A 21,600-nucleotide genomic window follows, 5' to 3' on the forward strand; every position below is an offset into this window, starting at 1 on the left:
TCGCTCCGAACGTTTTAAATCGCGATTTCTCTGCCGAAAAAATGAATCAAAAATGGGTAACCGACGTCACAGAATTCCACCTGTTCGGTGAGAAACGTTACCTTTCTCCAGTACTTGATTTGTGTAATAGCGAAATAATAGCCTATACCGTCATGAAACGGCCTGTTTACAAGTTGGTGGGCGATATGTTAGACCAAGCGATTGAACGTCTTCAGTCAGGAGACCAAGTAACACTTCATTCAGATCAAGGTTGGCATTATCAAATGAAACAGTATCAAAAAACACTGGAGCAGCACCAAATTACACAGAGTATGTCCCGAAAGGGTAACTGTTTGGATAATGCAGTCATGGAAAATTTCTTTGGCTTATTAAAATCGGAACTCTTATATCTACAGGAAATTGACAGTATTGAGCATTTTGAACGTGAATTAGCAGATTATATCTACATTATTGTCTACATAAAAGACATCACTGCCATCCCAACGGGTTTTATCCACTATCGGATTCTTTCCCCTAAGAAATTCTGTCCTTCCACACATTGAACAAGCAGTTATCGTTTCAAGGTTGCTACCTTCACGCCACGCACTTCCATTTAAAACGATTTCCCACAGGTCAGGCACAGCTTCTGTGGAATTCTTCATTTTGCCAGTCCATTTTAGATTTACATTGACAAAGGTTATTCCTTGTAGTTTAGCCTCTTCTAAGCTAGCTTTTACTGACTCCTTAACCCATATCAATCCTGGAAAAGGATGTGTAAAATCTTTGACTTTTGTATTCCGAATTAGTCCTTCTGGTGGACATAAATCAACTCCAGGCTCAAGCATATTTAATGGAATGTTCGTTGCTATCGCTATCTCTTTACAAAGACTTTGGAATTGGTCCAATTGAACTCCAAAGTCTGGGAGATTATGACTTTGAAGAATATCTGATACTTGTTTGGACACAGTTTCGTCTATTCTAACTCTTGAACTACTTGCCCATAAATCATTACATTTTGGGCAGTATATTCCAGGTAAAAATACAGGATTTATATACTCAACAGGATTAGATCTAGACATTGCTACGACACTTGAATAACCAGGTGAACCTAAATTATAAAACACTTCATTTATCTCCAATCATCTGTTATCAACCTGACCGATAACTTATTCGCCGTTTTCTTTCTTTTTCCTTTTTTCACTAACCTGCTTCGTTAACTCAGCAAGAAAAAATGACCACCCCCAGCGACCATCATCCTTAACAAAGCACTCGTTAGATATTCATTCTATTTTATATAAAGTTCTTAATTTCAACCAAGTTTCGTACCAAAATGTTTTCTGCCGAATAGATTTTTCAATCTCTATTTCATTTCCACTTTTAATTATAATCACTGTATCCTTCCTGATACTTAACGTATCACCAAAACTAAAAACCATATCCATACAGTCTTGTTTATATTGCCTTTCTCTTTCATTTGACCATTCAGCTTTTTCGATTGAGAATCTCTTTTTCAAGCTCCATATTCCTTCTCCCTAGCATATTTATTTATATCATATTCTATGGTAAATACGGTTTTCTTCTTCAACTATCCTGCTTCGTTAGTGGAACAACAAAAAAAGGCTGACTTAGCAGCCAAATATTGTTGAACTCAAGCTACCCGTTAGCTTAAGTACATTATTTCACAATGATCCATCGATGAATAAACAGAATAAATTTATTTCGCTTCATTTTTTATTATTTTAAATTCATCATCTGAAATGGTGTACCAATCTGTTTTATTTCTAACAAGTTCATTGCCTTCATAATCATAAACTTTGATATTTTCTTTTCGGTAAACAATTTCATAATCGGGGGTGACGTTTGGATAAGGCATTTTTACAGTATTTTGATTTCTTTTTGTAACAACTTTAATGAAATTTTCACTAACATTTTTGTTCTTACCGTTAATTACGACTGAATAACTACTCGGACTATTCGAACAAGAAGTTAATGAAATTCCCAACAAACCGATTAATATAAATATTAATTTTATTTTCAGCTTTATCATCCTCCTCTTTTCTAAACAATGCCCCCATTAGTTTTATAAGAATAACCCCAATTTCATCATTTTCCAGGATTTTGCAATGCATTAATAATACTAAGCAATTTCTCTTCAATTCCTTGGAGATAAGAAACTTCCTTCGAAGAATTCCAAGCAATAATAGATAAACTAATTGCTATTACAACAATACTTGCAACCTTTATGTATTCAAATCGGTCTTTTTTCATAAAAGAAACCCCCTTTTATAATCTATCTTAACTAATTCATTAGTCCCATTAATAAATCCTTCTTTTACTACCCTGCCCCGATAGCTCAACAAGCAAAAAGATCGCCGCAGCGATCCCCGTCTTTAACTCTTGCACCCGTTACTTTAAGTGTATTTCTTCACAAAGTGATTTTCGTTATTGTTAGATTATGTCTCTTTCATTATTTCAATAATATGAGAATCCAGTTTTTTTCTTATTGGTTTAATAAAACTTTTTCCCGCACCCCAATCAATATCTAATATCCCGTCTCCATTCCCTGCTGCTATACACTTTACAATTGTCACTCCTCCAAAATTATCAACAGTTACAGTTAACGAAGCCGTATTTCCTGTACGTAAGAAAAATTTCTCAAATACTAAAAATGAAATCTCTTTTTCGTCTATGCCCGTAACTTTGTAATCATCAAATATTAACGCAGACTTTATCTCCTTGTCCTCAAGAATTAGTTGAACTGCTTGAAAAGGCTTTATGTCAACAGTAAATTCAACATATTGTCTCAATTAATTTCCCCTCCCAATTAAACATCGTTCATTATATTTCAAGTATTTCCATTAGGTACTTTTGTCATTTACCTGACTTTTCTTGTTGAACTAAACTGCCTCTTTAGTTCAATAACGACAAAGAGTAAAGGGACTGCCGACAACGGCCCGTTTTTGTTGTTAAATTAAAACACCTGTTAATTAGAACTTAAAAGTTCATATTTCTTAGCTAAAACCCATCCATTTAAACCATATGAAGCTGATATTACATAATAGATATACTGTTGTTTTATTAACTTTTCTTCTAATTCTTTTATCTCTATGTATTCAATGGGCCAACAATAATCTTTTTGTTGTTCTAATAAATCCCTATTATCATCAAAGAACTGACTAAGTTCATATTTCCCTATTTCGAAAATAATGCTGCCACTTAAATGATTTTCAAACATATGTGATAGAACTCCAGAAAAAATTATAGTTATATTTTGCCCCTTCTCAGAAAGGGTGTTAATGTTAATAGTATTATTTTTGAGGTTAACATTGTAAGAAATAATTTCATTATCGTAAATATTTAACATTATTTCACTTCCTAAATGAGTTTAATTTATTTACCATTATTATTATACTAAACTGCCCCGATAGTTTAAGTACAATATTTCACAAACCTTCTTGAGAAAAAGAAAAAAGGCGACCTCTTTCTTGAAGTATCGCACCCGTTACTTTAAGTACAACACTTCACAATCTGCTTCGTTAAGCAAACCAAAATAGGCGATGCCTTGTCAAAGCATCGCACCCTTTAGTCTAAGTACATTTCTTCACAAAGTTGAATTTTGTCTTAAATCTAAGGAAATGAGAAAGCAGCCCTTTAAAGAAGGGCTGCCTCATTACAAAATTATCTTTTTATAGTTCTTGAATGGTTGGACGAACGATCATCTCATTAATCGCTACATCTGATGGTTGTTCAATTGCAAATCCAATGGCACGAGCAATGCTTGCAGGTTCGATTCCATTGGATTTGCAATCTTCAACGATGGCAGATTTTAATTCTGGATCTGAAATGGCTTCTAGTAATTCTGTAGTAATAGTTCCAGGCGAGATTATCGTTGTACGAATATTGTTGCTAGCCTCTTCTATACGGAGACCTTCTGTAATGGAACGTACAGCAAACTTTGTACCACTATAAACTGCACTAGCAGGGAATACTAAATGACCAGCGATTGAGGAAACATTAATGATATGCCCTTCTTTTCTCTCTCTCATGGACGGAATAACAGCAGCAATACCATAAAGAACACCCTTGATGTTCACATCAATCATCGTATCCCATTCATTAATTTTTTTCTGATGAACAGGTGATAATGGCATTACTCCTGCATTATTGACCATTACATCAATCTTTCCAAACTCTTTAAGAGCATATTCAGCTAACTCTTCCATTTGTCCATGAGAGGCAACATCTGTCACTTTAAAGATAGCTTGACCGCCACTATTTTGAATCACTTCTTGTAATTTCTTTAATCGTTCTTCTCGACGAGCCGCCAAAACCAACTTCGCACCTTTAGATGCAAGTTCTTTTGCAGTAGCTTCTCCAATCCCACTAGAGGCACCTGTAATAATGACAACCTTATTTTGAATATTTGACATATAATTAATTCCTTTCTATACGGTAATAAAGACAGTATCTTTTCTTTTCGATTTTAATCTTCGATATTAAACCATGGACCTGAAGCTTGAATTACGCCCCAAAGTTTTTCTGGAAGTTCAAGGTCGCTTACTTTTGAAGTTTTAATCGCTGTCTCAATTTCAGCTTCTTTTCCATTCTGAATCTTTTCTACCCAGTCTGGATTCATGATTAATGTATGACCAACTGCTGCTAGGGATAGACCCTTATCTAATGCAGATGCAACATCATCAGCCGTTACCATAGAACCCGCAGCCATTACAGGGACTCTGTCGTTTACATGTTCAACAATTAATTCAAGCCGTGTTTTTCCATCTGCAATGCCTCGTGGTTTTGAAGATACATCATCAAGCGAAACATGGATGTAATCCAAACCCTGTTCAACCAGATGGTCAATTAATTCATAGGCATCTTCCATCCCATAACCGCCATTTTCTTCGGGTGATATTCTATACCCTAAAATAAACGGCTTTGTTGCGTGATTCTTAATCACATTTTTCATTTCCTGAACGACTGCCAATGGGAAACGCAAGCGATTTTCTAGAGAGCCACCCCATTTATCCTCACGTCTATTGAAGAAAGGAGAGAAGAAGTTTTGAAGTAAAAATCCGTGTGCACCATGAATTTCAACACCATCAAAACCAGCTTCAATAGCTCGTCTGGTTGTTTCTCCAAAAGCATGAATCACTTCTATTATTTCATCATGTGAAAGTTCTCTAGGTAATACTGAAGGAGCAAATGCAGTAGCTTCAGTTTCTACAGCACTGGAACTAACCACCTTACCATTTGGAGTTAAAGATGGCAGTGCTTTGTTGCCTGCATGAAATATTTGAAGCAACGCAGGAGCTCCTCCACTTTTCGCCGCATCTGCCAATTTCCGTAGACTTGGAATAAATTTATCATCATAAGCTGCGAATTCATGCGTAAAACCTATACCGTTTGGTTGAACATGAGTACATCCTGTGATAACAAGTCCTACTCCATTGACTCTTTTTTTATAATATTTTACTTCTTCATCTGAAACGGTGTAATCATCATTACTGCTCCAAGTTGTCATTGGTGCCATAACGACTCTATTTTTTATGGTGATACCATTTTTAAATGTAAATGATTCAAATAAGTTGCTATATTTTGTGTTCATTTTTAACCTCCTTTTCGTTCTAGTTAGTTTTGCACTATTTTGTAAAGGTGTATCAAATGGTGCAAGAATAGGTTAATCCTTAGAGAGCACTCTAAGGCAAGTGTTTTTTTATTTTTACTTTTTCGATTACGAGTTTTTTCAAAAAGACACCAACGGAAAAACAACTGGCTGTTTAATTTTTAGAGAAACAGTCTCCTAATTCATTTTCATAAAAATTAATTTTATTATCCAGATGTTCTAAACTTTGACGAAGCTTCTCAAATTCTTCCACTACTTTTTTTCGATGATTTTTAAGTAAAGCTAACCGTTCTTCCATTGTGTCATCCCCAACATGCCCCCACATGGCAAATTGCTTCATGTCTTTTAGAGACATCCCCGTATTTTTTAGGTGGAGCAATGATTCAATCCATAATTTATTTTCATCAGTGTAGATTCTGACATTGTTATCGTCTCTGTTTACTTTTATTAAGCCTTCCTTTTCATAAAACCTCAATGTATGTTCACTTAACCTAACAATTTTAGAAAATTCTCCAATAGAATATGTCAATATAATCGCCTCCATTAAATCTGATATGTCTATATCTTCTTTCATTTTTAATTTTTGACACAAAGGAAGTGTAATACTTAGAGTTTACTCTAAGTCCAGAATTATTAATTCTTCTGCCCGTTTTGAGGTGCTTTCCCAAAGTTATAAACCAAAATGACAGTTGCTTTAACTTCGATATTGACATACAAAAAATCAAAACTCGCCACAGGTATATTGGCGAGTTTCCTTTACTATATTTTCCGATTCCTTCTTCAACTATCCTGCTTACGTTAGCACAATAAGAAAAAGGAATAGCCGCAGCCATCCCATCTTTAACATAAGCACCCGTTACTTTAAGTGAATAATTTCACAATACTTATTAGAAAGAGAAGAACGTTGACCTTCATCTCTCCGAAGACACTAACGTAAGGTGTTTTCAAGGATGTAACCATTCTCCCAAGTTCCTATAAGAATAAATCGGTTATCGGTGCTAAATTCTGCGAAACAAGCATATTTGATTTTTTCAACTAAAATGATTTGTAAGTCAGAGTATCGTAAGATTAAAACGGTATCCCTATAAGTAATGATAATATACTCCCCATTATTTGACAGGTGAATGTGTTGAAAATAACCAAAGTCAGGAGAATCTTTATCTGACAAGTTAACTTTCTTTATAATTTCCTTAAACTGTCCATCAAGTATAACTATGTCATAACTTTTAACCACAATATATACGTTAAGAATAGAGTTAAAAATGATGGAATCCCAATACCAAATTTCTGAGTTCTCCATCACCTCTATTGACTCATTTTTTATTGGTTCTTTCACTTTTACAATTTTATGAACTCTATAATCACCGTTATTTTCATAACTCAGAGTAAATAAATAGGTACTTTCAGCCTGGATAAAGTGATTAAAATAAATAAGAGTAATTGAATCTTTAAATTGAGTTAGTACCCTAAACTCACCCTTCTCAATGTTGATTAATGCCAGTTGATGTCCGTCTTTCGTTTTCAGTGTATCAAGGATAATGAATGAAGTATTGGTTAAAGCAAAGTCAGCTTCAACAAGTTGATATTTTTTATTCGATTTTATGGTTTTGATTAACTGAAATCCAACCGTTTCATACACACATATAGTCCCGATTGTGTTTTTTATATATAAATAATCATCATTATCTGAGAAATGAATATATCCAGGATTATTAGGTTTACTAAGCTCCTTTATTTTTTCCCTAGAACTTGTATCATAAATAATAGTTTTAGTGCCCATTGTATGGCATAAAAAACGATAGTCATTCGAAAATTTAATTTGATAAGAGGTTTTAAATTTTTTGATTACATTCATATGAAGCATACAAACAGCTCCTTAATAACTATTCCTACATAGCATATACTCCTCTTTCTCCTCTTATCCCTTCTTCAGCTATCCTGCCCCGTTAGCTTAACAAGAAAATCTCATCTTTCAGTAAAAAAGTTAATATCATCTAAGGCGGCGGTTGATTGTCCTTTAACAAATTCGCTTTTGTCTTTTAGCCCATTTAGAACAATCGGTATCACAACATCTTTGTCAATTTTTCCATATAATCTCGCTATGTGACCAAAACCAAGTATAGCTACACCTCGGACATTCTCATCTTCACTTTTGCTAAAATTCACTAATGTATCTTGAATAAATTCAAAGTCAGAACCATATAACGCTAACCCCAACAATCCTTTAACTACATTTTCTTTATTTTTGGAGTTTATTTGTTCAATGTAATAATCATTATTGTTATTCTCGATTTCTTCGTATTTCACTCGGATTCACCTCAGAAGTATTAATATTTACAGATATTTCTTCAAGTATATCGATAAATTGTTCTTCAAGTAACCTCCCTGTTAGCAAAACGAGAAAAAAGACCGCCTCAGCGATCATTTTTTTAACTCTTGCACCCGTTAGCTTAAGTGAAATTTTTCACAAACTTACTGAATATAAAAGGGTTGCAAAAGAGCAAACCATTTAAAATCAAATAATTATTTTTTAAGTTTATCAATTAGTAATGGATAATTACTTTTTTTGATTCGTTAAATTATAGCTTCGTCTAATCAGGTCAGTTATAACTTCCTCTGGAATGGTACCGTCTAGAATAAGAGAATTCCAATGTTCTTTATTAAGATGGAAAGCTGGAACTATTGAAGGGTAATTCTGACGATAGAAGTCCAACCAACCTGCCTCACACTTCAGATTAATCCAAATATGTTCTTCTCTATTGAAAATCCAGGCAAAGACTTTCTTACTTTCTTTATGTCGCATTAATGTCCAATTCTTATCTTTAAATGGATAGTCTTCATATGTGTTTTCCAAATTCAAACAGTAATTAATAGCTTCCTCTCTCGTTTTTATTTTTTACCACTCCTTAAGTAACGTAGTATGATCCTTGCTTAAATTAGAGAGACATTCGATTATTCTTTATCGCTTTATCAATACGGACAGGTCACCCTCAAAAACTTTTTCATCTCTATCGTTAAAGGTAGATAACGATACTGTGAGGATACCTGTTTCATCTTTTGTTGCTTTCTTATCAATTACTTCAACGTTTAAATGTAATTCATCTTCAGGAAACACAGGCTTAATAAATTTAATATTATTAATCCGTGTTCCAGCAATGACATCCTCACCGTAGAAACCTTCTTCAACCCAAAGTTTGAAAGAAATGGCTAACGTATGTATACCAGAAGCAATAATTCCATCAAACCTTCCTTGATTTGCTTTTTCCTCATCCAAATGCATATATTGAGGGTCAAATTCACCTGCAAACCTCATAATATCTTCTTTTGTTAATTTTAATGATTTAGTTTGAAACACTTGTCCAATTGTAAACTCATCTAATTTCATTCTTACACCTCTATTTTGATGCTGTAGTCAATGTTGTCCTTGTTTATTTTAGCACCGAAACACAACAAGTGTAAAAATATTAAAGTCTTCTTAAGCTAACCTGCTTCGTTAGCACAACAAGAAAAAGCTGCACGCAGCAGCCCCTTTGTTTAACTCTCGCATCCTTTAGTTGAATAATCAATAGTCCTTTCGAAAACTATATCAATTAATTAATAATCTCCTCAAGTAGTATTAATGTTGACTAGTTTATCTAAAGCAAGTATTCATAATAATGAGTATGTTAGTTTCTCCACTACCATAAGGTAGAGCTGCTAACAACAGGTTAAAATAGCTTTTCCCCGCTACCGTATAGGCAGGGCTGAGCTATTTTTTTTACTAATACCAATCTGACTTGATCCTTGTTCAAGTAAAAACTTTTAAAGTATCTTCACTATTACCTTTTTACAGATACAAATTATCCAATAACTTTTCTGATAATTTAGCCTTCAAAAAAAGATTTACTTATGATCAGACGAATTGTTCTTTATTCAACAATCTGGCCCGATTGTTGCACAGTATGAGTCTACTACGTAATAAAGAGTTACAACACAATCAGCCCCATTCCATTTGCTTTTTAAAATATCAATTGTAATCAATACAAATACGTAACCGTAAAAATCTTCAAGTCAAAGTGGGCACCCTCCATAAGTCCACTAGGAACAAAAAATTCCTTGTGTAAAACCAATTCAAATCCTACCTTTTTATCCTTTTTTCCACAAAACAAAAAAACACCCTTAAACATTGTTAAATCAACATTTGTGAGTGTTCTATCGTTTCAAACTAAACACCCTTTTACCTTTAGATTCCGGTAGCCGGGGTCGAACAGACCCTACAAAATAATATGATTTTGAGTCTACCATTTCCCCCCATACCATCTCTGCGATGTTTCGATCATTCACTTGGGGATTGCAGGTAATCAACTGGAACAAGACTTATTTATCTCTCTTGGAATGACCTTCAGTTTTAAAGTAATAAAATTTACCAGGATAATAGAATCAGTTTTATTATTTATTAAAAATATCCCTCTCACTAAACATCGACCTTGCAAATATAGAAAAAAGAGTCCCGATACGTTAAAGCTTTAGTTCACCAGGGATCCCTAAAAAGTTTAAATAAAAAAAATAGGTGCCTGACCCCCAATACGGTAATGCGTTACTGAATTGGGGGGCCAGGCACCAAAATTTATTTTAAAAATTTGGCACCAAGTATGTTAACACTGATTCAAAATCTTTAGCTTTTTGCTGAAATCATATTGCCATTAACTAATATCTTTCTTAGAAAACCTATGAATGGCGAGAAATAAGAATCCTACCATGTATAACCCAATGTAGACAAACATCCAAACGCTTGCTGGTTCACCGCTCCCTGACATGCTTGCACCAGACATAACATTCCCGGCAATTTGTGAATTAGGAACTATCACACGTTCCATCGTGTTGTAAATCGTTTGGAAGGGTGAGATTAGACTAATGAATATCCCAGTTCCAATGATTGAATTTCTATTTAAGAACTGCCCAATCATCTCAACCATACCGCCTACATTGCCAAGAATGTAAATAAAAATCATCAAGATTCCGTTTGGCACAGCTTTCATAGAAACAGAGCCAAAAACTGTGAGGCACAGAATAGCAATTGGAAGCAATAAATAGAGTATCCATCCCATGAAGATCTGTGAAAAATTCAAGCTAGTAAATGTGCTTAATCCAAATACAGCACCGATTACAAGAATTAGCACGAAAAGAATGGTTGCATATGCACAGGCAATTAGTACAAGTCCAAAGAACTTACCAAGCACATACTCATATCGCCGTATCGGACGTGAAAGAACTCCCTGAATGAGGCCGGTTTCCATTTCTGTAGAAATGGTTCCTGAACCTAGCATAATCGTTAATAATGCAATGAGCATAGCAGAAAATTGGAATCCCATTTTTGACACCATTTGAATAGCAAACAACCTGAACTGGTCTTCTGTCATCCCATGAGTAATGCTTGAATTGGGAAAATAATTGACCATGAGTGTCCAAAATATTAAATATAACCCAGTGACAACTCCCATAACAATGAACGTTTTTTTACGAATGGCCTCTTGTAATGTAGAGGTAAAAATTGCTACGATGGGAATCCCTCCCTTTGGTGTACAAAACCAGATTCTTCATTCTTTGAATCTCCAACTATATTCAAAAAGACCGATTCTAACGTTTCACGATGTGGTGTTAGTTCGTATAATGCTGCTCCTCCAGAAATGAGATTCTGTGAAATCATCGGAATCTCATCGTAACTTTTTATGGTTAAGGACCAGCTGCCATCTGAAAGTTCTTGAAATGATGGATATTGGTTTTTAAGTTTTGCAAACAATTCATTTGAAATCTCTTTAGCAAAAATGGTTAATGTAATTTTATCCATTAATAAATCTTTCATAGGAGCAGATTTCACTACTTTACCTTTATGGATAAAAGTCACGTTATCACAGACTGCCTCTACTTCACTTAGTAGATGACTATTCAGAAAAACGGTAGTGCCTTCATTTCTCAAGGCAACAATAATATCCCTTACATCCTTCCGGCCAATTGGATCAAGTGCTGAAGTAGGCTCATCGAGAAAGAGCAGTTGAGGGTTTGGCAGCAACGAACAGGCAAGGCCAATACGTTGCTGCATTCCTTTACTATAGGATCCCACTTTGAACTTCTCTTGTCCCTCTAATCCAACTAGCTTCAATACTCGTTTAATTTGATCGTTTTTATTCTTCAGCTTAATAAGCTGCGCATGGAAATTGAGCAAATCCAAGCCAGTCATCCATTCTTGATATCGAAAAAGTTCAGGTAGATAGCCCATTCTTTCTCTAGCTGAAACATCTCCGAGTGGTTTTCCAAGTATCGTTCCACTTCCAGACGTCGGGAACACAAGCCCTGTTAACATTTTGATACAAGTGCTTTTACCTGCCCCGTTTCTGCCAAGAAACCCATACACTTGTCCCTCTTCAACATCAAGATTAATCCGATCACAGGCAATCTTATTTCCATATTTTTTTGTAAGATCGACTGTTTCAATGATCATTACCGCACACTCCTCGCAATTTCAGAAAGCTTTGCATCCGATTTATTACCTATTAAGCAATATAAGTTTCCGTCTTTTGTCCATAGCAAGATTGATGCATGATCCATATTTGGCATTTCTTTCATCGCTTTCATATGCGCTTCCTTCAGCGCCGCAAATTTTGACTCACCATATTTGGCAATAAATTTCTTGTTCAATTCATTTACTTTCGCTTGATGATCTTCTGGTAATGGTGTCCCACTTTTTACTTCCTGGTGTATGTATGACCCATTCATGTTCATACCTTCTGGCAAAGTACCAGTTAATGATTTTAAATCAGATAGTGTGTAGATATACCCACTTTTTCCGCCTAAATCCACTTCTCTTCCGAACCCTTGCAGGAAAGGAAGGTAGATGTCCGAACTGTTATCGTCAATGTCAGATAGCTCACCACGTAAATGTGAAGGTATGAGAGGCAGATTTAATATAACATCACGCAGTTCGCCTTTGACTGACTGTGGACCATCTAAATAAGATTTCTGTGTCGCGAAAAATAGCATGTCATCGTACTGAACAAAGGCAGCGGCTGCCGACTTCATCTTTAATTCAACATTGTTCAATTTGTTTGAGAGTTTCTTGGGGCTTTTTAAGTCAGTTAACATTTCATTTGCAGAATCTACGTTTACAGTGAATTTCATTTCACTAGAATTTATCGCTGAAATTTTACGATTTTCCGATTCTAATGCTTTTGGTAAACGTAATTTGAATCCTTCAAATTCATTTGCTGCTTTCAAAGGCTTCATAACAGGTTTCGATTCAGATATTACATTGATAACCGGCTCATGACTATAAGTTTTACCTTTCAAATCCTCTTTCAGTTTATAGATTGATTTCATGCCTTCTTGAATATCAGCCATACTTATTTCAATTGTTTTGACATTGCTTACGCGGAAAATAGACAAAGCATCCAAAGCGAATGATTGTACTGGCTTTACGAATGCAACTGAGGCAAATGCAGCGGTAAACGCAGCCATAAAAAGAATATTTCTTTTCATCTTTAATTCTCCCTTCTACTATTTTATTCACACACTATTTATACAGTAAGATTATGACCCCAATGTGACTTGAAGAGAACAAAGTTTTACTAGCCGGCTTTATTCATTCTCCACCGGTAAATGCACTTTAAAGGTTGTCCCTCTGCCAAGTCCACTGGCAAATTGAATTTCTCCCCCGCAAATTTCCACGATTTTTTTCACAATCGCAAGTCCCAGGCCACTTCCCTCTTTCGAATGTGAATGATCAGCCTGAAAGAATTTTTCAAAAATACGTGCCTGATTTTGATTGCTAATCCCGATTCCTTCGTCTTTTATTTCAACATATATGTGATTCGTAAATTTCTTTGCGTTGATAAAAATTTGTCCCTCTTCCTTGGAAAATTTGATTGCATTCTCAATCAAATTCAGCCAGATGTGCTGGATAAGAGCTTCGTCACCTGTATAAGATATCTGATCCAAATCAATTTCCAGCGTTAAGTTTTTACTAGTCCAATTCTCTTCTAAAAGAACTAATGTTTTTCGAATTTGTTCATCTAGGGAAAATGTTTTTACACTTTCAGGTATCCTTTGGTTATCCAGCTTAGATAGCCGCATCATATTCGAGCTTAAATGACTTAATCGCTTTGTTTCTTCAATAATAATATTTGTATAAGTTCGGAAGTCCTCATCCGATAAGTTTTTATTTTGAAGCAACTCTGCAAATCCTTTAATGGAAGCAATTGGTGTTTTGAATTCATGCGACACACTGCTGATAAAGTCTTTTCGTAGATATTCCATATTGTTTAACTCTTCTGTCATCAAGTTAAAATTTTTCGCCAATGTGCCAATTTCATCGTCACTTTGTTGTATTACTTTAATTGAGAAATCACCTTTTGAAACGGCTTTTGCTGCATCGCTAATCCGGATAATCGGTTCGGTAATTTTTCGCATGGCAGTATACAAGAGTATACTGCCCAGTGCCACACAAAGGAAAAAAGACAGAAACATTAGACTGCTAAAAATCCCGTGCGCTTCCCGGATGTTTATATTTTTATCGTAGGAAACTAAGAACAATATGGTTGTGATAGCAGTAGAAACAAAGCATGAGAAAAACAGAATTCCAATAGCAATCAATGTACCCTTTGCACGTATGGATTTCGAAATTTTACCCATCTATCATTTTCACCGCCTTATAGCCTAGTCCCCGTATAGTGACAATTTTAAATTCCGGTCTTTCTTCAAATTTTTTACGCAGCTTTTTTATATGGCCATCAACTGTCCGTTCATCTGAGTCGGAGTCCATCCCCCATATCTCAGACATCAACTGCTCCCTTGTAAAGATTTGTTTTGGGTAGCTGAGCAATTTAAAAAGTAAGAGAAACTCTTTTTTCGGCAATTCGACTAAGAAGTTTGGGCCGGAAACTGTCAAAGTGTTGTAGTCCAGCACGACTTCTCCTATCACAATTTTATGTTCGTTATTAATTTGGGCACGTCTTAAAAGAGCCGCCACCCTAAGAATCATTTCATTCATGTCAATCGGCTTCACCATATAATCATCGGTTCCCAAACGAAAGCCTCTTTCTTTGTCTTCGAAACCCTCTTTGGCTGTCACTATAAGGATTGGCATATTGAGATTTGCTTCCCTAAGGGATTCTATTAGTTCGAACCCATCCATATGTGGCATCATGATGTCACTGATAATTAAATCGACCTGAAAACTCTCCAATACACGAAGAGCTTCTTGCCCATTTTCTGCCAGTAGAACTTCGTACCCTGACTGTTCCAATCGAGATCTCATCAGAACAAGTAAATTTTTATTGTCCTCGACTACCAAAATTTTAAACATACTATTCCAGCCTTTTTATGATAATTTTATTGCCTTCATCATCTTTTTCCTCGAATTTGAATTTACTCTACTAAATCTAAATGTACTCTTTATGACCTTTTATGTGTTTCAGAAAAAATAATGTCCATTAAATATTCATAAAATTATTCTTATAGCATTACAAGACTCACAAGACTGACCCATGTAACGGTCCCCCGTGGCCCCTGCCTAAAATAAACGAAAAACCGCACAAGTGAAAAAATCACTGTGCGGTTATATATGTAATAGTATTAACATTTTTTGCAGGACTGCGTGGGAATCGAACCCACCAGACCTGTCACGCAGGTCTCAGGCCGTTTTGAAGAATGTGGAAGATACAAGTTCCCATACTGCCCCAAATTTTTTCGCTCTCTAATAATAAATTCTATTCCATGCCAACGAGGACCGATTCGAATGGCACTTTATCTGATAAGTCTCCATCAGACATTTCTTTAAATGCATCTCGTAAATTTTCGTAGATACAACTCTCTGACGTGCACCACCTAATGCAATAACCTGATCGATCTTGGCGAACAGTGACTGTCACTGTTTGCCATGGTTCTGACATGAAAAAGTGGATTATTTACTATTTCTTTCTACTAACTCTTTGACAATTTGCGGATACTTTTCATCTAAATCATATTTACGTAGAAGTAAATAGGTAATGACAAACAATGCTAATGGTAAATATACTGTAAGCACAAGAATACTAGTTATTGCCGAAGCTGGTTGTGTTGCCAATGTACCGTCATATTTACCAAAAGCTAGAATCCATCCAATGATAGCAGCAGCTAAGCCGCTGCCGATTTTCACACCAAAGCTGTTTGCACTGTTAACCATCCCTACTAATCTTTTCCCAGACTGCCATTCCCCATATTCGACTGTATTGTTTACTAATACTCCACCCACTGCCATCATCGGAATAGTAGCAAATGTAGCAATGCCTCCCAGAATTAAAGCAGCCATAAAGCTGTATGGCATAAAGCAGCGAATAAGGCTTGCTATAATCCCTAAGGCTAAGCCGATTCTTGCTGTCTTTGTAAGACCGAATTTTTTCATCATTGGTCCTACTAGAGTAAATCCAAGAAACACAGGAATCAGACCAGCAGCACCCATTATTCCAACCAGATTTTCATTACCAAGGATATATTTTGTATAATAAACGCCTGTCGACCCTGAGAGTACATACATCATATTAATGAATAATTGCGCAAATAACATAATAACCCAATACTTATTCTTAAATAGTAATTTAATACTTTCCAAAAATGGAACGCTTTCTTCTTCCTGTATAATACCTTCACTATTTTTCTCCTTTGAAGCAAGGAACGCAATATACAATGAAATACTAGATAACAAACCTAGTACAACCGCAACTTTTATCCATGCAGCTTGGTTTCCGCCTAACATATTTGTTAAAGGAATTAAGATGATCGCTATAATCATTCCAATTATATATCCAAAGATAGAACGAGTAATCCCAATTTTACCGCGCTCTTCTGAACTCCTCGTACGTATTGCCATCAAACTTCCATATGGAATGGCAATAGCTGTATAAATGATAGCGGTTGCAAAAGTTACAGTCATCACAGCATAAACATTCTTTATTGTTGCCGAGGCACCTGCTGGAACTGTAAAAAGTAAAATAATAGCTAATAAAGTAGGAATAGAAGTCCATAATAACCAGGGACGGGCCTTACCGTATTTCGATTTCGTCATATCAACGACTTTTCCCATAGCAAGATCAGTAAATGCATTAATCACTTTGGTTATTAACATGATCGTCCCTACACTTGCAGCTGCGATACCAACCTTATCAGTATAAAAATATGTTAGCATCCCGATAAGCCCGCTAATGGAGTTTAAGGCAATCGTTCCTACCCCGTCCCCCAGAAAATGGTGCAGTCTCATCGTTTTTTGAATACCTTGGGAATCTAGACCCAGCTCTTTTTTCTTTTTTGGAACAGGGTTACTTGGATTGCTATTGATAATTTCATTTTCTACTTTCATTCTATTACCCCCAATAAGCTATTTTTGTCAGGACGAGCAAATCATTTGCCCGCCCATTCCCGTTCCATCCATTTTTAAATCGAAACTTCAGTTCGATTAAGAGCATCAATTACCATTTTGAACAAGGTTTCTGTTTCTCCAGGTGCTGTAGCCAATATTTCCCTAATAGATAATTGATAGGCAAACTCGATCATCGGATGATTCATCATTTCGGGTGCATACTGATTTAAGATTTGAATTGCCACCGGTTCATCGAAAATTTCCTTCAGGGTAGAATCCATGGTGAACCTGTCCCTTTCCAAATTGGTTTCCGTTTCATATTCAAACTGGTAGGAACCAGAACCCAATTCAAGTGGCTTTTCTTTTTCTGGTAAGTATAGTAAAGCGGTTGTATTTGCAGGGATTTCTACGTCAACTTTTATCTTTTTATCGTTGCACTTCCAAGCACTTTTAATGACTCCATACATCGAATTGAAAGTGGCTTCCACAGAATGGATACCTTTGATAAACTCCGGTTTTATTAAGATTTTTTTATATCCCGGCTCCAGTTGGTTAATACCTGCAAGTTTCCGATACATCCACTCGCCGATGGACCCATATGCATAGTGGTTGAGTGAGTTCATGCCGGAAGTATCAAAATCCCCATTTGGTAAAATGGAATTCCAACGTTCCCAGATGGTTGTTGCTCCTTTTTTTACTGCATATAGCCAAGAAGGATAATCCTCTTTTAAAAATAACGCTCCAGCAAGGTCATGGAGATTGTTTTCCGATAAAGTATGGCATAAGTATGGTGTCCCTACAAAACCAGTAGTAAGATGATTTTTATGGTTTGCGATATTTGTTTCTAAGGATTTCAGAATACGTTTCCGATACTTTTCTTCTGCTAAATCGAAATGTAGGGCCAATACACAACCTGTCTGAGTTTCACTGACCATCCGGCCGGCAGCTGTAATGTACTCCTCATTAATTGCTCTTTTTATTTTTTGATATAACTGATCGTATTTCTGTACATCTTCAAGCTTGTTAAGAACTTCTGCTGTTTTCCTTACAATATTGGTGGAGTATGCATAATAGGCATTGGCTACCAGATATTTGTCGGTCGCGCCTGTTCTTTCTGTGCTTCCTTCTTCTTTATCCAACCCCAGCCAATCTCCATACTGAAAGCCCGTCTGCCATAATCCATTCGTTCCACACCGGGCTGTAATGTAATTAATCCAGCCCTCCATACTTTCAAATTGTTCTTCCAATATCCGTACATCTCCGTATGTCTCATACATGACCCAAGGGATAATGACTGCAGCATCACTCCAGGCAGCTGCTCCATCCTGGTTCCCTAATATATTCGGCACCACATGTGGTACACCAAATTCTTCGGTTTGTTCTGAGGCTAGGTCGTGGAGCCATTTGCTAAAGAACGATGCCACATTCATGTTATAAGCAGCTGTTCCGGCAAACACCTGGGCATCACCAGTCCATCCAAGCCTTTCATCTCGTTGTGGACAGTCAGTTGGGATATCGAGGAAATTTCCTCTCTGGCTCCATAAAATATTTCTTTGTAGCTGATTTACCAGCGGATTCGATGAAATAAAGGTTCCAGTCTCCTCCATTTGTGTATGCAATACACAGGCAGTAAAGCTCTCCAAGTTGATTTCTTCCAGCCCCTCAATAGCAATATAACGAAAACCATGGAATGTAAAGTGCGGAAGAAACGTCTGCTCCTCGCCATTGCAGATAAACTGATCAATGGAAATGGCCAGACGAAGTGTGTCCGGATAAAAGTTCCCATCTTTGTCTAAAACCTCTGCGTGACGGATGGTTATCTTCTGACCTGGTTTTCCAGTAACTTTTAACTCAACAAACCCTGTCAGGTTCTGGTGAAAGTCGATGACCTTTTCCCCTTTTGGCGTATTGATTAATTCTTTTGCTGGTAGTCGTTTTGTAATCCGGACCGCTTCACTTTCCTGCCCTACAATTCGTTCCTTATCAAAAGTCGTTAGGACAACCCTTGATAAGTTTTCTTCCTTATAACAAGTATCAATGGTTTCACCCATGTAGATTTCACTACTGCGGATTATTCCAGTGGTCACCATCCAACTATCATCTGTTTTAATAATTTCTGTTGACCCATCACAATACGTGATATGGACTTCTGCAAGAACTGCCACTCTGTCCCCATAGTGATTAGGTGTGCAGGTAAAGCCGAAAATTCCTTTATACCATCCGTTTCCTACGGTAATTTCAAGCTTATTCTCCCCAGGGAGTATTCCATCTACCTGATACGTTTGGTATTGAAGCCGTTTATGATAGTTCGTCCACCCTGGGGCAAAATAGCTATCTCCTACTTTTTCACCGTTGAGTTTTATTTCATAAACGCCTAATGCAGTTGCATACATTCGGACCTTCGAAATCTCTTTTTCAACCTTAAATTCTTTAGTAAAAACAGGACAACCCGTTTCATCTGCTGGATAATCATGTGTGATCCAGTCTGCGCAAAAGTTTGTTCCTTTTAAAAGGCCAGTTTCAAAACTTCCGCTTACGATTGCTTTGTGTCCTTTGTTATCCCAAACCTCAACCTGAACTTGATACAGCGTGCAGGGCTCTAGTTCCTGCCCGTTATATTCGATTAAAACAGATGAGGAGCAATCCTTTTCACCGGAGTCCCAGACACTTTCTCCATCATTTTTTACGAGAATTCGATAAGCTGTTTGCAGTACATCCCTTTCTTTAGAGACCAATTTCCATGAAAACCTTGGCTTCTTTATATCCAGTCCTAATGGATTCTTCTGATATTCCACCTTTAAATCTATTAATTCCATAGTCATTATTCCTTTCTTGATATATTCATTGGCTGATGATCATCCTTTTTGGTATCGCTTTCTAAATACATTTTAATCATTAGCAATTGTTTATTATGGTAATTTCAATTTATTTTTGGTAATTTAGTTTGAGAAACTCAAATTATTTATTTCTTTTTCCTTTTATTAAAAAAAGACTGTTAAGATGTACTCAACAGCCCTTTAGGATCATTTAATCTTTACATTTTAATATCTTTAAGTATACTTTTTGGATAGTAATTAGCTTCGTCTTTTTCATGCAGCGGATACCAAACTTGTGCAAAAAAAGGATTCCTTTTTGCTTCCTCATCATAATTCCAAGGGGTTGGCAAGCATTCAGGACACCAATGTCCTCCTAAAAGTACAAGCGTTGGACTTGCTTCGAAATAATGGCCAAAAGTACAGCACCAGGGTAATTTGGTAGATAGTTCCCCTTTTTGCATGGTTTCGGCTAGACACTCTCCACCCCTAAACTTGGCTGCTTGCTTCATATCTTCAATATCCAGTTCTGATTTTGGTGTGGTTTCATCATAACCGTGGTTAAGTCTAATAGCCGCTTGAGAAGGTTCGACTCCTTTATACTCATTCCAGCTCGGAATCTCTTTCCACTTTTCCTTTGAACCAAAGAAAGCAGTTATCCTGTCATTTTCAGCATTTTTAATCCAATACATCGTACCAAGTTCTTTATTGGCCACAGGCTCCATAATCAACTTTTTGATCAAATATGAAGGGACAAATTTAGCCAATCTCATTTTAAAAGGCGCATTTTCTTTCAACTCTGCGATAAATTCATCTGCTGACCCTCTCCTAAAGTTTAGATATCCCTCCAAGATATCGGAATCTTCATACCATTGGCCATGAAAATTCCTTGTCGCAAACCAGTTTAAATTCGTGACTTTTTTTACATCCATGCCCAATGCACTGAAGCTTTTTTCCATAAATTCATAATTGGTCGTCCTATATTTTTCCCCTCCACCTATGTTATAGATTCTTCTCCAAAACTCTTCTGGTACCTCTTCTTCACATACATTCGCCAAAAGTCTGCCCGAATCACGGGCAGTAACCCATTCAAAGACACCGTTTATAGGTTCGTGGAACATAATGGGGTCCAGATTATTTAGCATCCCGCTATAAAGCACTCCAGTTTGCCGTAAAGATACCCAGTATTTCAAACCGGATTCTATTACTTCCCTCTCGGCAATCGTCTTTGTGATTGCATAGTTGTCATATACACTGATTTTAATAGGGTCACCTGTCCTTCCCCAATGAATAGGCAAATTTCGATCGCCCGTTTCCGCTACGGTTCCGATATAAACCAGTTTCATTTCATCTGCATTTGGCTGAGCTTTTATCGCTTTAATAATATTTCGGACAGCCCCTACATTTACCTGACTCGTCAATGTAGGAACATAGTCTGCCGCTGGAGAGACTAATCCGCCAACATGGAGGACATAATCAGCCCCCTCGACACCTTGAAATACATCATCATAATTTGTTAAATCTCCCCAGATGATTTTTACGCCGGGCTCTTTTTCATATGGAGACATCAAATTTTTATCTTTTTCCGTCGGTAAGACTAACGCCACGATATTAAAATGCTCTCTCCTATTAAGCAATTGTTTAAACCCTTCATACCCCATGTTCCCAGAAGCACCTGTTAAAAACACCGTCTTTTTATTCGTCATACCCTTCACTTCTTTCTATGTTTCCTTTTTACAAAATTCATGATAAGGTATCCCAAGGAATTATTATGGTAATTTCATTTATTATTTGGTAATTTAATTAATAACTGAACA

General features: G+C 36.4%; 20 protein-coding genes and 2 pseudogenes. 1 reads left to right on the top strand and 21 read right to left on the bottom strand.

Going from position 1 to position 21,600, the window contains the following annotated elements; translation table 11 throughout:
- Positions 1 to 517, top strand: a pseudogene (locus V7121_RS20860) (IS3 family transposase); the annotation flags it as partial.
- On the opposite strand, the pseudogene V7121_RS20865 reads toward V7121_RS20860, so the two are convergent.
- The 21 genes and pseudogenes from V7121_RS20865 to V7121_RS20965 form a co-directional block, all read right to left on the bottom strand.
- Positions 498 to 1,058: pseudogene (locus tag V7121_RS20865) on the bottom strand (hypothetical protein); the annotation flags it as partial. The pseudogenes V7121_RS20860 and V7121_RS20865 overlap by 20 nt on opposite strands.
- Before the next feature lie 201 nt (positions 1,059 to 1,259).
- Positions 1,260 to 1,493, bottom strand: coding sequence for a hypothetical protein (locus V7121_RS20870; protein ID WP_335547660.1), 234 nt, complete (start codon positions 1,491 to 1,493; stop codon positions 1,260 to 1,262).
- A gap of 200 nt (positions 1,494 to 1,693) precedes the next feature.
- Complete coding sequence (locus tag V7121_RS20875) at positions 1,694 to 2,026, bottom strand: hypothetical protein (RefSeq protein ID WP_335547662.1); 333 nt, start codon at positions 2,024 to 2,026, stop codon at positions 1,694 to 1,696.
- 56 nt (positions 2,027 to 2,082) lie between these two features.
- Positions 2,083 to 2,247: a hypothetical protein gene (locus tag V7121_RS20880; RefSeq protein ID WP_335547664.1), complete on the bottom strand. Its 165-nt coding sequence runs from the start codon at positions 2,245 to 2,247 to the stop codon at positions 2,083 to 2,085.
- A gap of 185 nt (positions 2,248 to 2,432) precedes the next feature.
- Positions 2,433 to 2,786 (bottom strand): DUF6054 family protein, encoded by a 354-nt coding sequence (locus V7121_RS20885; RefSeq protein WP_335547666.1) that lies wholly within the window; start codon positions 2,784 to 2,786, stop codon positions 2,433 to 2,435.
- A gap of 176 nt (positions 2,787 to 2,962) precedes the next feature.
- A complete protein-coding gene (locus tag V7121_RS20890) occupies positions 2,963 to 3,343 on the bottom strand; it encodes a hypothetical protein (protein WP_335547668.1) in 381 nt (126 codons plus the stop codon).
- A gap of 322 nt (positions 3,344 to 3,665) precedes the next feature.
- Positions 3,666 to 4,409 (bottom strand): SDR family oxidoreductase, encoded by a 744-nt coding sequence (locus V7121_RS20895; protein WP_335547669.1) that lies wholly within the window; start codon positions 4,407 to 4,409, stop codon positions 3,666 to 3,668.
- Between the two features lie 53 nt (positions 4,410 to 4,462).
- Positions 4,463 to 5,587, bottom strand: a complete 1,125-nt coding sequence (locus V7121_RS20900; protein WP_335547671.1) for an NADH-dependent flavin oxidoreductase — start codon at positions 5,585 to 5,587, stop codon at positions 4,463 to 4,465.
- 172 nt (positions 5,588 to 5,759) lie between these two features.
- Positions 5,760 to 6,134, bottom strand: a complete 375-nt coding sequence (locus tag V7121_RS20905) for a MerR family transcriptional regulator (RefSeq protein WP_335547672.1) — start codon at positions 6,132 to 6,134, stop codon at positions 5,760 to 5,762.
- 399 nt (positions 6,135 to 6,533) lie between these two features.
- Positions 6,534 to 7,469, bottom strand: a complete 936-nt coding sequence (locus tag V7121_RS20910; RefSeq protein ID WP_335547674.1) for a hypothetical protein — start codon at positions 7,467 to 7,469, stop codon at positions 6,534 to 6,536.
- A 101-nt stretch (positions 7,470 to 7,570) separates the two neighbouring features.
- Positions 7,571 to 7,912 carry a hypothetical protein gene (locus V7121_RS20915; protein WP_335547675.1) on the bottom strand — a complete coding sequence of 114 codons (342 nt, stop codon included), beginning with the start codon at positions 7,910 to 7,912 and terminating at the stop codon, positions 7,571 to 7,573.
- Between the two features lie 250 nt (positions 7,913 to 8,162).
- Positions 8,163 to 8,498, bottom strand: a complete 336-nt coding sequence (locus V7121_RS20920; RefSeq protein WP_066250745.1) for an MmcQ/YjbR family DNA-binding protein — start codon at positions 8,496 to 8,498, stop codon at positions 8,163 to 8,165.
- Positions 8,499 to 8,564: 66 nt separating this feature from the next.
- Positions 8,565 to 8,990, bottom strand: a complete 426-nt coding sequence (locus V7121_RS20925; protein WP_335547676.1) for a MaoC family dehydratase — start codon at positions 8,988 to 8,990, stop codon at positions 8,565 to 8,567.
- 1,297 nt (positions 8,991 to 10,287) lie between these two features.
- Positions 10,288 to 11,178: an ABC transporter permease gene (locus V7121_RS20930; RefSeq protein WP_335547710.1), complete on the bottom strand. Its 891-nt coding sequence runs from the start codon at positions 11,176 to 11,178 to the stop codon at positions 10,288 to 10,290.
- A complete protein-coding gene (locus tag V7121_RS20935) occupies positions 11,139 to 12,083 on the bottom strand; it encodes an ABC transporter ATP-binding protein (RefSeq protein WP_335501933.1) in 945 nt (314 codons plus the stop codon). The genes V7121_RS20930 and V7121_RS20935 overlap by 40 nt, the downstream gene beginning before the upstream one ends.
- Positions 12,083 to 13,117, bottom strand: coding sequence for a hypothetical protein (locus tag V7121_RS20940; protein ID WP_335547677.1), 1,035 nt, complete (start codon positions 13,115 to 13,117; stop codon positions 12,083 to 12,085). Before V7121_RS20940 ends, V7121_RS20935 begins: the two co-directional genes overlap by 1 nt.
- Positions 13,118 to 13,216: 99 nt before the next feature.
- On the bottom strand, positions 13,217 to 14,269 hold the full coding sequence (locus V7121_RS20945; protein ID WP_335501929.1) for a HAMP domain-containing sensor histidine kinase: 1,053 nt from the start codon (positions 14,267 to 14,269) through the stop codon (positions 13,217 to 13,219).
- Positions 14,262 to 14,942: a response regulator transcription factor gene (locus V7121_RS20950; RefSeq protein ID WP_335501927.1), complete on the bottom strand. Its 681-nt coding sequence runs from the start codon at positions 14,940 to 14,942 to the stop codon at positions 14,262 to 14,264. Before V7121_RS20950 ends, V7121_RS20945 begins: the two co-directional genes overlap by 8 nt.
- A 597-nt stretch (positions 14,943 to 15,539) precedes the next feature.
- A complete protein-coding gene (locus V7121_RS20955; protein WP_335547679.1) occupies positions 15,540 to 16,970 on the bottom strand; it encodes an MFS transporter in 1,431 nt (476 codons plus the stop codon).
- Positions 16,971 to 17,044: 74 nt separating this feature from the next.
- Positions 17,045 to 19,786, bottom strand: coding sequence for a family 78 glycoside hydrolase catalytic domain (locus V7121_RS20960; RefSeq protein WP_335547681.1), 2,742 nt, complete (start codon positions 19,784 to 19,786; stop codon positions 17,045 to 17,047).
- Between the two features lie 218 nt (positions 19,787 to 20,004).
- Positions 20,005 to 21,489 carry an NAD-dependent epimerase/dehydratase family protein gene (locus V7121_RS20965; protein WP_335501920.1) on the bottom strand — a complete coding sequence of 495 codons (1,485 nt, stop codon included), beginning with the start codon at positions 21,487 to 21,489 and terminating at the stop codon, positions 20,005 to 20,007.
- Between the last annotated feature and the right edge of the window lie 111 nt (positions 21,490 to 21,600).

Origin of the sequence: Neobacillus drentensis, from assembly GCF_036962125.1 — a bacterium.
Taxonomy (GTDB): Bacteria; Bacillota; Bacilli; order Bacillales; family Cytobacillaceae; genus Neobacillus; species Neobacillus drentensis_B.